Source organism: Ruegeria sp. CDSA236, from assembly GCF_059611285.1.
Genome location: NZ_JBXWPG010000010.1, coordinates 121,569 through 134,263, shown reverse-complemented (window position 1 = coordinate 134,263; position 12,695 = coordinate 121,569). Strand labels below are relative to the sequence as shown.

Annotated in this window: 19 protein-coding genes; 10 read left to right on the top strand and 9 right to left on the bottom strand. The window is 58.0% G+C overall.

Features of this window, described 5'->3' with window-relative positions; translation table 11 throughout:
• Positions 1-18: 18 nt before the first annotated feature.
• On the bottom strand, positions 19-372 hold the full coding sequence (gene rpoZ, locus AC2FLB_RS15950; protein ID WP_142639234.1) for a DNA-directed RNA polymerase subunit omega: 354 nt from the start codon (positions 370-372) through the stop codon (positions 19-21).
• Positions 373-466: 94 nt separating this feature from the next.
• Entirely contained in the window at positions 467-1,036 is a 570-nt protein-coding gene (gene folK, locus AC2FLB_RS15945) for a 2-amino-4-hydroxy-6-hydroxymethyldihydropteridine diphosphokinase (protein ID WP_496709629.1), read from the bottom strand.
• 140 nt (positions 1,037-1,176) lie between these two features.
• On the opposite strand from folK, the gene AC2FLB_RS15940 reads away from it, so the two are divergent.
• The 6 genes from AC2FLB_RS15940 (at position 1,177) to AC2FLB_RS15915 (ending at position 5,003) form a co-directional block, all read left to right on the top strand.
• Positions 1,177-1,746 (top strand): LabA-like NYN domain-containing protein, encoded by a 570-nt coding sequence (locus tag AC2FLB_RS15940; protein ID WP_142639223.1) that lies wholly within the window; start codon positions 1,177-1,179, stop codon positions 1,744-1,746.
• 190 nt (positions 1,747-1,936) lie between these two features.
• A complete protein-coding gene (gene ispH / locus AC2FLB_RS15935; RefSeq protein ID WP_271951367.1) occupies positions 1,937-2,887 on the top strand; it encodes a 4-hydroxy-3-methylbut-2-enyl diphosphate reductase in 951 nt (316 codons plus the stop codon).
• On the top strand, positions 2,884-3,336 hold the full coding sequence (locus AC2FLB_RS15930; RefSeq protein ID WP_282022242.1) for a DUF3429 domain-containing protein: 453 nt from the start codon (positions 2,884-2,886) through the stop codon (positions 3,334-3,336). Before ispH ends, AC2FLB_RS15930 begins: the two co-directional genes overlap by 4 nt.
• The gene (locus AC2FLB_RS15925) at positions 3,333-3,917 is read left to right on the top strand and encodes a class I SAM-dependent DNA methyltransferase (protein ID WP_496709628.1); all 585 of its coding nucleotides are present in this window, start codon (positions 3,333-3,335) and stop codon (positions 3,915-3,917) included. Before AC2FLB_RS15930 ends, AC2FLB_RS15925 begins: the two co-directional genes overlap by 4 nt.
• The gene (rnhA, locus tag AC2FLB_RS15920) at positions 3,910-4,377 is read left to right on the top strand and encodes a ribonuclease HI (protein WP_496692195.1); all 468 of its coding nucleotides are present in this window, start codon (positions 3,910-3,912) and stop codon (positions 4,375-4,377) included. The genes AC2FLB_RS15925 and rnhA overlap by 8 nt, the downstream gene beginning before the upstream one ends.
• Positions 4,374-5,003 carry a trimeric intracellular cation channel family protein gene (locus tag AC2FLB_RS15915; protein WP_496709627.1) on the top strand — a complete coding sequence of 210 codons (630 nt, stop codon included), beginning with the start codon at positions 4,374-4,376 and terminating at the stop codon, positions 5,001-5,003. Before rnhA ends, AC2FLB_RS15915 begins: the two co-directional genes overlap by 4 nt.
• Positions 5,004-5,010: 7 nt before the next feature.
• Here the strand turns inward: AC2FLB_RS15915 and AC2FLB_RS15910 are convergent, their stop codons facing one another.
• The 5 genes from AC2FLB_RS15910 to def (AC2FLB_RS15890) are packed head-to-tail and all read right to left on the bottom strand — an operon-like array spanning position 5,011 to position 7,418.
• Positions 5,011-5,247 carry a GlsB/YeaQ/YmgE family stress response membrane protein gene (locus AC2FLB_RS15910; protein ID WP_496709626.1) on the bottom strand — a complete coding sequence of 79 codons (237 nt, stop codon included), beginning with the start codon at positions 5,245-5,247 and terminating at the stop codon, positions 5,011-5,013.
• Position 5,248: 1 nt separating this feature from the next.
• Entirely contained in the window at positions 5,249-5,485 is a 237-nt protein-coding gene (locus AC2FLB_RS15905; RefSeq protein WP_282022238.1) for a hypothetical protein, read from the bottom strand.
• Between the two features lie 6 nt (positions 5,486-5,491).
• Entirely contained in the window at positions 5,492-6,406 is a 915-nt protein-coding gene (gene fmt, locus AC2FLB_RS15900; RefSeq protein WP_496709625.1) for a methionyl-tRNA formyltransferase, read from the bottom strand.
• A gap of 2 nt (positions 6,407-6,408) precedes the next feature.
• A complete protein-coding gene (gene def, locus AC2FLB_RS15895) occupies positions 6,409-6,903 on the bottom strand; it encodes a peptide deformylase (protein ID WP_496709624.1) in 495 nt (164 codons plus the stop codon).
• A complete protein-coding gene (def, locus tag AC2FLB_RS15890; protein WP_496709623.1) occupies positions 6,900-7,418 on the bottom strand; it encodes a peptide deformylase in 519 nt (172 codons plus the stop codon). The genes def (AC2FLB_RS15895) and def (AC2FLB_RS15890) overlap by 4 nt, the downstream gene beginning before the upstream one ends.
• A gap of 94 nt (positions 7,419-7,512) precedes the next feature.
• On the opposite strand from def (AC2FLB_RS15890), the gene AC2FLB_RS15885 reads away from it, so the two are divergent.
• Positions 7,513-8,685 carry a MalY/PatB family protein gene (locus AC2FLB_RS15885; RefSeq protein WP_496709622.1) on the top strand — a complete coding sequence of 391 codons (1,173 nt, stop codon included), beginning with the start codon at positions 7,513-7,515 and terminating at the stop codon, positions 8,683-8,685.
• A gap of 35 nt (positions 8,686-8,720) precedes the next feature.
• On the opposite strand, the gene AC2FLB_RS15880 is transcribed toward AC2FLB_RS15885, so the two are convergent.
• Positions 8,721-9,074 carry a hypothetical protein gene (locus AC2FLB_RS15880; RefSeq protein ID WP_142639206.1) on the bottom strand — a complete coding sequence of 118 codons (354 nt, stop codon included), beginning with the start codon at positions 9,072-9,074 and terminating at the stop codon, positions 8,721-8,723.
• A gap of 212 nt (positions 9,075-9,286) precedes the next feature.
• Between AC2FLB_RS15880 and AC2FLB_RS15875 the strand changes: the two genes are divergently transcribed.
• Positions 9,287-10,276 (top strand): glutathione S-transferase family protein, encoded by a 990-nt coding sequence (locus AC2FLB_RS15875; protein WP_496709621.1) that lies wholly within the window; start codon positions 9,287-9,289, stop codon positions 10,274-10,276.
• Here AC2FLB_RS15875 and AC2FLB_RS15870 read toward each other — a convergent pair.
• Positions 10,258-10,620: a response regulator transcription factor gene (locus AC2FLB_RS15870; protein ID WP_271951393.1), complete on the bottom strand. Its 363-nt coding sequence runs from the start codon at positions 10,618-10,620 to the stop codon at positions 10,258-10,260. The two genes, AC2FLB_RS15875 and AC2FLB_RS15870, sit on opposite strands and share 19 nt — an antisense overlap.
• A 182-nt stretch (positions 10,621-10,802) precedes the next feature.
• Here AC2FLB_RS15870 and AC2FLB_RS15865 point away from each other — a divergent pair, with 182 nt between their 5' ends.
• Together AC2FLB_RS15865 and cbiB are read left to right on the top strand one after the other, a co-directional pair.
• Positions 10,803-11,768, top strand: coding sequence for a threonine-phosphate decarboxylase (locus tag AC2FLB_RS15865; protein WP_496709620.1), 966 nt, complete (start codon positions 10,803-10,805; stop codon positions 11,766-11,768).
• Positions 11,765-12,685 (top strand): adenosylcobinamide-phosphate synthase CbiB, encoded by a 921-nt coding sequence (gene cbiB / locus AC2FLB_RS15860; RefSeq protein ID WP_496709619.1) that lies wholly within the window; start codon positions 11,765-11,767, stop codon positions 12,683-12,685. The genes AC2FLB_RS15865 and cbiB overlap by 4 nt, the downstream gene beginning before the upstream one ends.
• The last annotated feature ends 10 nt before the right edge of the window (positions 12,686-12,695 follow it).

Sequence of the window (12,695 nt, the reverse complement as noted above, 5' to 3'; positions counted from 1 at the left end):
CACCTTCATTTGTGGGGATTACCCCTGGCCTTGAGCCTCCATCAGAGCGCGCAGCAGCTTTTCTTCGGACATGTCGTCATCCGCAGGCTTGTCTGTTTCCGCACCCATCAGCAGCGCCATCTGGTCTTCTTCGGGCTCGTCGACCTCGATTTGGGTCTGGTTGGCCTCGATCAGCCGCTCGCGCAGCTCGTCAGCGCTTTGAGTCTCGTCAGCGATCTCACGCAGAGAAACAACCGGGTTTTTGTCGTTGTCACGGTCAACGGTGATCGGACCACCGGCGGAAATCTCGCGCGCACGATGGGCGGCAAGCATCACCAGTTCAAACCGGTTCGGAACCTTGTCTACGCAATCTTCAACCGTCACGCGGGCCATGGGGCGCTCTCCGTTACTGAATCCATGTCAGGAAGAGGTTTATCTAAGGGCGAATCCCTGCCTTGACAAGCAGGAAATGCTGCAAATGCACCAATCATAACGGGGTAACTGCCGCAATATCGCCTGAAGGAAGCCCCGCAAGCATTTCCCTGACGGTCTGATCCAGTATTGGATGCCTCCAGTTCGGGGCAACATCCGCCATGGGAACAAGCACAAACGCACGATCCTGTACCCTTGGGTGCGGCAGGATCAACTGATCCGGCGCCTGCTGTTTCTGATCTTCGGGCGGCAGCGATAACCAGCTTTGAAAAACCTCGCGGTCGGGCAGAACCAGATCATCGTAACAGACCAGGTCCAGATCCAACGTCCGCATTCCCCAGCGCTGAATCCTCTCGCGCCCGTAATCATGTTCAATTCCATGCAATATCTGCAGCAACTCAGTGGGTGACCTTTCAGTCTCGATCAACACGGCCGCATTCACATAGTCAGGGCCCGCGCCCGCAGGAAAACAAGGGGTCGCATAAAAGCGGCTTTCAGCCCGAATCAACAGCCCCTGGCGCAAAATCGCGTCAATGGCATGCCGTAGCGTCAGATGGGGCTCAAAACCTCTCACTTTGAGATTTGCACCGAGGGCAAGCACTGCTTTTGAGGTGGTTTTGCGCATCCTACTCCCTATATTCGGCGAATTGCATACTTGCGATACACCATAAAACCCCTAATTATGGAGATATCAATGCGCTGTATTTTCCCAAGACTCACTCACGTAACACGCAGCGCGCTGATTTGTACCGGAAGGACCTATTTATGTTTTATAAAGACGAACGGCTAGCGCTGTTCATCGACGGCTCGAATCTTTATGCAGCCGCAAAAGCACTGGGGTTTGACATTGACTATAAACTGCTGCGCCAGGAATTCATGCGCCGCGGTAAGATGCTCAGAGCTTTCTATTACACAGCGCTACTTGAAAATGACGAGTATTCGCCCATCCGTCCACTGGTTGATTGGCTGCATTACAATGGCTTCACCATGGTTACGAAACCGGCAAAAGAATACACCGACAGCATGGGGCGTCGGAAAGTCAAAGGTAACATGGATATCGAACTGACCGTCGATGCCATGGAGCTTGCACCACGTGTAGACCATATCGTGCTGTTTTCCGGCGACGGAGATTTCCGCCCGCTGATCGCAAGCCTGCAACGTCAGGGGGTACGCGTTTCTGTGGTGTCGACCATCCGCAGCCAGCCACCCATGATCTCGGACGAATTGCGCCGCCAGGCCGACAACTTCATCGAGCTGGAAGATCTCCGCGACGTGATCGGTCGTCCGCCGCGCGAAATGCCGATGGAACCGCGCACCGTTGCCGCAGGCGGGTAGTAACTGGCCCCAAAGCAAACTCGGTTGAAAATTAGCGCGGTCAGGGGAAACCCTGGCCGCGCTTTTTAAACAAAGATCAGGTGCTGAAAACACCTATTGGCTAGCATTGAACCATGTCGGATCAATGACATTGTCCTGACTGGACCATGGCCGTGAAAAGACTTACCTGTGTCGGTAAGGAGAACGCGACATGACCAAGCCCCCCCTGACCCTCTATCTCGCCGCCCCGCGCGGGTTCTGTGCTGGTGTCGACAGGGCCATAAAGATTGTCGAGATGGCGCTGCAGAAATGGGGCGCCCCGGTTTATGTTCGGCACGAGATTGTCCATAACAAATTCGTGGTCGATGGACTGCGTGCCAAAGGTGCGATCTTTGTCGATGAACTGGAAGACTGCCCCGACGATCGCCCAGTGATATTCTCGGCGCACGGGGTTCCCAAATCGGTACCCGCGACGGCGGCGCAGCGCCAGATGGTCTATGTCGACGCCACCTGCCCGCTGGTCTCCAAAGTCCATGTCGAAGCACAGCGCCACGCCGAAGCCGGGCTGCAGATGATCATGATCGGACATAAGGGCCATCCCGAAACTATCGGAACGATGGGACAGCTACCGGAAGGAGAGGTTTTGCTGGTCGAAACGGTTGCAGACGTTGCAGACGTCCAGGTCCGCGACCCTGACAAACTGGCCTTTGTCACTCAGACGACCCTGTCGGTTGACGATACAAAGGATATCATTGCAGCGCTTCAGACCCGATTTCCATCTATCGTCGGCCCTCACAAAGAAGATATCTGTTACGCCACAACCAACCGGCAAGAAGCAGTCAAGGTTGTGGCCCGGAAGTCAGATGCCCTGCTGGTTGTGGGGGCGCCGAATTCATCTAACTCGCGCCGTTTGGTCGAGGTCGCGGCACGCGCAGGATGCAGCTATGCCCAACTGGTGCAGCGCGCGACCGATATCGATTGGCGCGCCCTCGAAGGTATCTCTTCGATCGCTCTGACAGCAGGCGCTTCTGCCCCCGAGGTTCTGATCAACGAAGTTATCGATGCGTTCCGCCAGCATTATGATGTGACGGTCGAGATGGTCGAAACAGCGACCGAGAATGTCGAATTCAAAGTCCCGCGCGTCCTGCGCCAACCCGCATGAGCGGCATACCAAGGGCGCCGCTGTTTCTGGGGTTGGCCGGGCTGATCCCCTTCATCTGGGGCGCTCTGACCTATCTGAACGACGATCTGAACGACTGGGGCCGACAGGCACTGGGCGCACGTTTTGTCGGTCCGTATATCCAGTTGTATTATGGGGCGATCATCCTCAGCTTTATGTCCGGCGTGCTGTGGGGGTTTTCCAGTAAAACCTCTGGCAGCAAGGCCGCGACCTGTTATGCGCTGTCCACATTACCCGCCCTGTGGGCCTTTCTGAAAACCGGCAGCGGGCCTGTCAGCACTGGCACAAATCTAATGTGGGGGTTTGGCGGGCTACTGGTGTTGGATGCCATCTTTTCGTATTGGCGGCTAACACCGGTCTGGTGGATGCGGTTGCGCATTTTGCTGACCGCAGTCGTATTGGCCTGCCTTGCCGTCGGAGTCTATCTGTGAGCGATCCCAAAACCATCAACGCCTATACCAACAACGTGGCCGAATACCTCAAGGTTCCTCTACCACCGGAGCAGCTGACATCGCGTCAGGAATTTGTCGATGCCGTCGGTCAGGGGCATGTGTTGGATCTGGGCTCGGGCCCCGGGTCAGACAGCGCGTTCTTTCTACGCCAGGGCCTGAGCGTGCATGCGCTGGATGCGACGCCCGCTTTTGTTGACTATGCGCGCGCCAATGGCGTGGACGCGCATCTGGGTACTTTCGACGACGTGACCGAAGTGGCCGCATATGACGGCATCTACGCCAGCTTCTCGCTGCTGCACGCGCCCCGCAAGGATTTCCCACGCCATTTGGCGGCCATCCACCGGGCGCTGAAACCGCAGGGCGTTTTTTTCCTGGGCCTCAAACTGGGCACGGGCGAACATCGCGATCATCTGGATCGCTATTATAGCTACTTCTCGCAGACCGAGATCGAGGAGGCCCTGGCAGATGCCGGCTTTACCATCGACGGGATTAGGACCGGGATCGGCAAAGGTCTGGCGGGTTCTTACGATGGCTTCATTCTGGTGCTGGCCCATGCCTGAGCTGTTTGCCTATACTGACGGTGCTTGTTCCGGTAATCCAGGCCCGGGTGGCTGGGGTGTGTTGCTGCGTGCAATGGACGGCGACACCGTCCTGAAACAGCGTGAACTGAGCGGCGGCGAAGCTGAAACCACCAACAACCGAATGGAACTTCTGGCCGCAATCAGCGCGCTTGAAACGCTCGAACGTGCCTCGAAAATCACCGTAATCACTGACAGCGCCTATGTGAAAAACGGCGTCACCGGCTGGATATTCGGTTGGAAAAAGAACGGCTGGAAAACCTCGAACAAAAAACCGGTCAAGAATGTCGACCTGTGGCAACGGCTGGATGAGGCGCAGGTGCGTCATGATGTGACCTGGGAATGGGTCAAGGGCCACGCGGGTCACCCGGAAAACGAAAAAGCCGACGAACTGGCCCGTGCAGGCATGGCCCCGTTCAAGCCCAAGAAGACGCAGCCATGAACGGTTTGGACCTGCTCGATTATGCCTCGGTTCTGGTTTTTGCGCTGACCGGCGCATTGGTCGCCAGTCGCGCGCAGCTTGATCTTGTAGGGTTTGCCTTTATCGCCTGCCTGACTGCCGTTGGCGGCGGCACGGTGCGTGACCTGCTGTTGGATCGGAATCCGGTGTTCTGGGTTGGCCAGCCCAGCTATGTCCTGATGGCCTGCAGTGCGGCGGTGCTTGTGTTCTTTACAGCCCATCTGGTCGAAAGCCGATATAACTGGCTGGTTTGGTTGGACAGTTTCGCCCTGTCCATCGCGGTCGCTGCCGGCACGGGCGTCGCATTATCCTTGGAGCAATCCGGCACGATCGTGGTGTTGATGGGTGTCACCACCGGATGCTTTGGCGGCCTGATGCGGGACGTGGTCTGCAACGAGGTTCCGCTGGTGCTGAAACAGGGTGAGCTTTATGTGTCCTGCGCCCTTGCAGGCTCGGTAGCGGCCGTTATTGCCAACCGGATGGGGTTCGAGGAGCTGACCGTGCTTGCCGCATGCGCCCTGATCTGCTGGGCATTGCGGGCAGGATCGCTGCTGTTCGGCTGGAGACTGCCGGTCTACAAAAGCCGCCCGCCACGCAGTCGCCCTTGACCAAGGCTTAGCGGCGCTTATAGGTCTGCCAGATCCAGATCACCAGAAGCGCCCCCAGCACAGCGCCGACAAACCCGGTCAGCCAGCCCATCATCGTGACCAATGCCCGCAGAAGAAACCCACCAACCAAGGCACCAATGATACCGATCAGCATGGTGGTGGGAATATCCGCCTCGATCCGCATCAGGCGGGTGGCCAGAAAACCCGCAGCGGCGCCGATGACGATCAGGGCGATGACGGGCATGTCACTTCCTCCAATGGGTCGGAACGATGATCAGCGCCCCGATCGAGGACAGCACTGCATCCAGACCGGGAGGGCCAAAGCTGATCCCAAACATGATGCGCACGAAATAGAACAGGAATGCACCGCCTACGCAGATGATGATCGACTGCAGAATGCCATTATGGGTAAAGCCGGATTTCTCGGACAGATAGCCGACAATCCCAGCAATAACGACAGTCCCCATCAGGATCATGAACATGGTGGCCTACTCCGATGACAGGCGGGTACCAACGGCAATCGGCCACCCCCGCAGAAAAGTTTCCCTATCCTGCGCCCCTTTACCCGCCCGTTGCAAGCGCAGCAGCTCAATCGCGTCATCGTCACAGGCAACCTTCAGTTGGTCGTCAAGAACCTCTCCTGCAACACCCTGCCCCTCGGCCAATTTGGAACCAAGCAGCTTGATCCGCTCGCCATTCATCTCGGTCCAGGCGCCGGGAAAGGGGGACAGGCCACGGATCTGACGGTCAATTTCGACCGCGGGTCTGGCCCAGTCAACACGCGCCTCAGCCTTGTCGATCTTGGCGGCATAGGTCACGCCGACGTCGGGTTGAGGCTCGGGCGTCAGGTTCGGCAGTTTGGACAGTGCCTCGACGATCAGAGAAGCGCCCATTTCAGACAGCCGGTCATGCAACTGCCCTGTGGTCTCCTGCGCACCAATGTCGGTGGCCCGCCGCAACAGGACTGGCCCGGTATCCAGACCAGCCTCCATCTGCATGATGCAAATACCAGTCTGCGCATCACCCGCCATGATCGCCCGATGGATCGGCGCGGCCCCGCGCCAGCGCGGCAGCAGGCTCGCGTGAATATTCAGGCATCCCTGCGATGGCGCATCCAGAATCGGTTGTGGCAACAACAGGCCATAGGCCACGACGACAGCCACATCCGCATTCAACGCGGCAAAGGCGTCCTGTTCTTCCGCCAATTTCAATGAGACCGGATGCCGAACGGTCAGTCCCAATGCCTCGGCCCGAGCATGAACGGGGGTTGGACGATCCTTTTTGCCCCTGCCCGCTGGGCGCGGAGGCTGGCAGTAGACGGCGGCAACCTCATGCCCCGCATCAATCAGCGCGTCCAGCACCGGAACCGAGAAATCGGGTGTCCCCATAAAGATCAGCCGCATGCCTACCCCAGCTTTTTAGCTTTGCGCAGCAGAATGTCTCGTTTGACCTTGCTGAGCCTGTCGAAATACATCTGCCCGTTTAGATGGTCGATCTGGTGCTGCACGCTAGTGGCTTCGATCCCGACAAAGTCACGACGGTCGATGATGCCTTTTTCGTTGAGAAACTTTACCGTCACAGCCCGGGGACGTTTCACCTTGGCCGACACGCCGGGCAAGTTTGGGCTGGCTTCTTCATGCTCGCGCAATTCGACCGATCTGTGCAGGATCTCAGGGTTTGCCAGCCGCACAGCCCGCCCCCGCTCGGTCGAGCCATCGACCACCGCCAGCCGCAGCATCACGCCGATCTGCGGTGCGGCAAGGCCGACGCCGGGCATCGCCTCCATCGTGTCGATCATGTCATCCCAGATGGCACGAACCTCGTCAGTAATTTCGGTGATATCTTCGGCTTTGGTCCGCAGACGCTTATCAGGCCATGGCAGGCAGGTACGAACGGTCATTCGCGCGCCTGCTCGCGTTTCAGCTTTTGCATTTTTCGGGTGATCATCTGGCGTTTCATAGGCTTAAGATAATCGATGAACAGCTTCCCGTTCAGGTGGTCAATCTCATGCTGGACACAGGTTGCCCAAAGGCCATCGAATGTTTCCCACTGCGCGTTACCATCACAATCGATCCAAGCCACGTCCACGACCTTTGGGCGCGTGACTTCGGCGAATTGTTCGGGGATCGAAAGACAACCTTCTTCATAGACATTCGTCTCGTCCGACGATGCGACCACTTCGGGGTTGAACATAATCAGCGGGCGTGGAGCCTCGCCCTCTTCCTTGACACAGTCCATAACGATCAGCCGGTCCAGCATCCCAATCTGAGGCGCTGCCAGCCCGATACCAGGCGCATCATACATCGTCTCAAGCATGTCATCAGCCAGCTGGCGCAATTCGTCCGTCAGATCCACTACGGGAGAGCAGATCTTTTTCAGGCGGGGGTCGGGATGGATCAGTATATTGCGTTTCATGAGGTTGATTTAGGCCATCACGCCCTAAGCCGCAACGCCCCCCTTGCACCTGCCGAATTTGCGGCTAGCTTTCATCCGGACAGATGGAGCAGATATGACATTCAACGACCTGATCGACCGCCGCGGCACTAATAGTTCGAAATGGGACAAGCTTGAAAAGCTGTATGGCCTTTCGCCAGATGACAGTCTGGCAATGTGGACGGCCGATTCCGACTATTCTACGGCGCCTTGTGTGATCGACGCTGTGCGTAACGCGGCGGATCACGGTGTTTTCGGATATTCCTGGATGCACCCGGACTACCTGAATTCCATCCAATGGTGGATGAAGAACCGCCACGGGTGGGAGATCGATTCTGATTGGATTCTGACGTCGCAGGGTCTGGGAAATGCGATTGCCCTCTGCCTCGATGTCTGGACCAGTCCGGGCGACGGAGTGGTCATCTTTACACCCGTCTACCATGAGTTTGCACATAAGGTGAACAAGTCGGGTCGGCGCGTGGTGGAATGCCCCTTGATGCGCGACGGCGACGGCTATGGCCTTGATCTGGAAGACGCGCAATCGCGGCTGGACGGAACCGAGAAGATGCTTTTGTGGTGCTCGCCTCAGAACCCCTCGGGCCGGGTCTGGACGCCAGAAGAATTGCGCGCAGTCGCGGCATTTGCGGAACGGAACAGCCTTATTCTGGTATCGGACGAGATTCACCACGATCTGGTCTATCCCGGCACGACCTTTGTTCCGATGGATGTCGCCGCGCCGGTTGCGCGGCCTTGGACGGTGACACTGACGGCAGCGTCCAAGACCTTCAACATCGCAGGTCAACGGACGGGGAATATGATCATTCCCGACCCGCACCTGCGCGCCGCGATGCGTCGCCGAATCCAGACACTGGATTATGATCCCAGCGCATTGGGAGTCGCAATGATCACCGCTGCCTATTCGACTGAAGGGGCCGCTTGGGTGGATGAACAGATCGCCCATCTTGATAGCAATCGAAAAATCTTTGACGCTGCAATCGCAGAAATCCCTGGCCTGTGGTCAATGCCCCTACAGGCAACCTATTTGGCTTGGATTGATTTCTCGGGCACCGGAATGGACCACGCAGAATTTACCCGACGTCTGCGCGAGGATGCAAAAATCGCCACCTCGCCCGGCCCCGGCTTTGGTGCGGGTGGAGAGACATTCGAGCGGTTCAATCTTGCGACGCAACGCGGGCGTGTCGAAGAGGCCAGCAAACGGCTGAAACACGCGTTTTCCGATCTGCAATAGCGGGATGCCCATCGGCAGACCCGATGGGCAAAAGCCTAGTCCTTGTTTCCAAGCAGCGCGATGGGCGCGTCCGGAGATCGATAGAAATCCAATGGGGCCTTGTCGGAGGCGGCCGTGCTGCGCTTGAATTCATAGCGCATTTCGCCTGCCTCACATTCATCGGCAATGATCAGGCATTGATATAAGTGACGCGCGCCATCGTAGATATCGACCAAACCGCGCAATCGAGGCGTGGTCGCGGCCTCTACGGTGAAGCCATCCTTCCACAATCGGAGAATTTTGTAGGTATTGTCGCCCAATTCGACACGAAGTCGGCTGGTTTTCTTCAGACTCGCGATTCGCGCAGCATCCAATTCGGCGCTGATTTCTTTGGAAACATAGGTACTCATATCAAAACTCCCCCGCAGCGGACTCTATTTTGGAACGTAGACTGTAAAAATCCAGTGAAGCCGATCACTCAACGCGGTCGAATCCAAACCTGTTGCACGGAAATCCCATTCCAACCTGTGCGAAAACGCAGGCACAATGCGCGGCGGCTCGCATAGGATCGGTTCCCTTCAAAGCGTATGTTCCGGGAAACCGCATTACGGAGGATCAAAGCATGGGCCTATTGGTCGACGGCAAATGGCACGATACATGGTATGATACCAAATCCACAGGCGGCGCCTTCAAGCGAAGCGCGGCGCAATTTCGCAACTGGTTGACCGCTGATGGCAGCGCCGGACCCTCGGGCACGGACGGCTTCAAAGCCGAACCTGACCGGTACCATCTTTATGTCAGCCATGCCTGCCCCTGGGCCCACAGGACACTGATATTCCGCGAACTGAAAGAGCTGTCCGATCTGATCCCGGTTTCGGTCGTACACCCCGACATGCTGAACAAGGGATGGACATTAGCAACCGACGAACACGGGGCGGCGGGCGACGTACTGTACGGAATGGACTATGCCCACCAAATCTATACCAAGGCTGACCCGACCTATTCGGGGCGCGTAACCGTTCCGATCCTGTGGGACAAGGAACAGGAAACCATCGTCTCGAACGAAAGCTCGGAAATCATCCGGATGTTCAACTCGGCCTTTGACGGGATCACTGGGAATACCGATGATTACTGGCCCGAGGCGATGCGTGACGAAATCGAACAGGTTAATGCCCGCATCTATTCCGACATCAATAACGGGGTCTACAAATCCGGCTTTGCCACCAGCCAGGCGGCATATGACGCAGCCGTTGGCCCGCTCTTTGACACGCTGGACTGGCTCGAAGACCGGCTGTCCACCAGCCGCTATCTGATGGGCGACCGCATCACCGAGGCCGACTGGCGGTTGTTCACCACGCTGATCCGGTTCGACCCGGTCTACCATCTGCATTTCAAATGCAACCGGCGGCGTCTGATCGACTATCCCAACCTGTGGGCCTATACCCGCGAGCTGTACCAGTGGCCGGGTGTTGCGCGAACCGTGAATTTAAACCATATCGTGCGCCACTATCACTACAGCCATGAGAGCATTAACCCGCACCGGATCATCCCGACGAACCCGATCCTGAACTATCTGGAGCCCCATGGGCGCGATCAGCGCCCCGCCGCGTAATGCTCAACCATCGCCGCCAGATCCTCTGGCGGCGTGCCGCTTTGCACATAAGCGCAGGCATTCGGGCTATGGGCAAAGATCGAGCCATCCGAAAAGAAAGTGGTGTTGGTCACGAAAATCACACGAGCCTCGGGCCTGCGATAGCTGGCAAAGTCTGCCACGGCCAAAGCGCTGCCGGTCTCCAGCACCAAATCCAGAACGATGATTTCAAACTCGGCCCCATACAGGGCGAGGATTGCATCCTCCTGACCGGCCACAAGCGTGACATCGGCACCCTGGCGTTCAAGATGCCTTTTCCAAACCCGACCTAAATCGGGGTTACTCTCAACAATCAATACATTCATTCTCAACAACCTCGGCACATATATGGTGAGTGGTGCCGACCCCTAAGGTTTGTGTTCACGCCAATTCATTAACAAAGTGTTAACCGAGCCGGAGCACGCCCCTGATCACGCGGATTTGCTTGTAAAACTGGCAAAAATCCGCTTGAAACAGGCAAAATTTGGTGATTCCGGCGAGGGGCCCGATGGCGCGCGAAAATAGAGATTTGAATCCGCGGGCCGCTCGGGACCATGGCGGTGGGCTGGATGGGGCCATGTCAGTTTATGGCGGCAAGCGAACCGATTGGATCGACCTGTCCACCGGAATCAATCCGGTTCCATGCGAAGTTGCCGGGCTCACCCCATCGGATTGGATGGAATTGCCCGACCATGGCGCATTTGAACGGCTGGCCGATGCGGCCCGCAGTTTCTGGTCAGTTCCCGAGGGAGCAGAGATCCTGCCTGCACCCGGCGCATCTGCTCTGATCGCCCGCATTCCTGCGTTGGCTGCAACCGGCCGGGTTCAGATTACCACTCCGACCTATAACGAACATGCCGCCGCCTTTGCCGCGCAGGGCTGGACGCTACAGAACTCCGGCCCAGTCGAGGCGCGCGTGATCGTGCACCCCAACAACCCAGATGGGCGCATCTGGAGCGTGAACGATGTGAATGCCCCCCTGACGATTATCGACGAGAGCTTTTGCGACGTCACGCCCGATGCCTCGCTGATCCATCTTGCCGACCGACCCGGAGTTATCGTGCTGAAAAGCTTTGGCAAGTTCTGGGGGCTGGCGGGGCTACGGCTGGGATTTGCCATCGCACGCTCCGATCTGATCGCACGTTTGAACGATCTGACCGGGCCTTGGGCGGTCTCAGGTCCCGCCTTGCGGATCGGAGAGCAAGCGTTGCGCGACACGGCTTGGGCTGACGAGGCCCGCCTGCTTTTGGCGGCCGATGCCGCTCGGATGGATCGGATGGTAACGCAGAAAGGCGCGCAGCTGATCGGCGGCACCAGCCTGTTCCGGCTCTATCAGGTCGACGACGCCAGTGCCTGGCAAGACCGTCTGGCCCGCGCACATATCTGGAGTCGTGTATTCCCCTATTCGCAAACCTATCTGCGCCTTGGCCTGCCACCGGCAGATGGCTGGGCGCGGCTTGAGGCGGCCTTGTGAGCACCGCCTTTATCCTGGTCTGCGCCATGTGTCTGGATGCGGCCCTGGGCGAGCCGGATTGGCTGTGGTCGCGCGTCGGGCACCCCGCCGTCATGATCGGTAAACTCATCGGGTGGCTTGACGACCGCCTGAACCATGGCTCGTACCGTCGCCTCAAGGGCATAGCTGTTGCCGCGCTGCTGGTCGCAGGTGCCGCTGGGCTTGGGGGGCTTCTGTCTTTGCTTGGCCCGATCATCGGCACCATTATCTGCGCTGTGCTGTTGGCACAAAAATCGCTGGTGGAACATGTCCGCGCTGTTGGCGAGGGTTTGCAGACCTCGCTGGTCGATGGGCGCGCGAAGGTCGCCATGATCGTGTCACGCGACACCAAGGACATGACCGAAGCACAGGTCGCCCGATCCGCGATCGAGAGCGCGGCTGAAAACCTCAGCGACGGAGTCATCGCGCCGGCCTTCTGGTTTCTGGTGGGTGGCCTGCCAGGGCTTCTGGTCTACAAGGCGATCAATACCGCCGACAGCATGGTCGGCTATCGCACGGATAAATACCGTGATTTCGGATGGGCAGCTGCGCGGTTGGACGATCTCCTCAACCTGATCCCCGCGCGACTGACCTTTCTGTTAATCGTCATCTTGTCAAACCAATGGGCCAGATGGGGCGAGATGGTCGGCGATGCGCGCCGCCATATCTCTCCCAATGCTGGCTGGCCCGAGGCGGCAATGGCACGCGCACTGAGCGTGGCCCTTGCCGGGCCGCGCAGTTATGACGGAAAGCTCCGTGATCTGGCCTGGGTCAACGGCGAGGCCCCGCGCGACATCGGCGCGCCAGAGGTTTTCCGCGCATGTGACATGCTTTGGAGGATATGGGGGCTTGCGCTTGGCCTCGTGTCAGTGTGGGTTGGGGTCAGCTTCATAATCTGACGGACCTGTC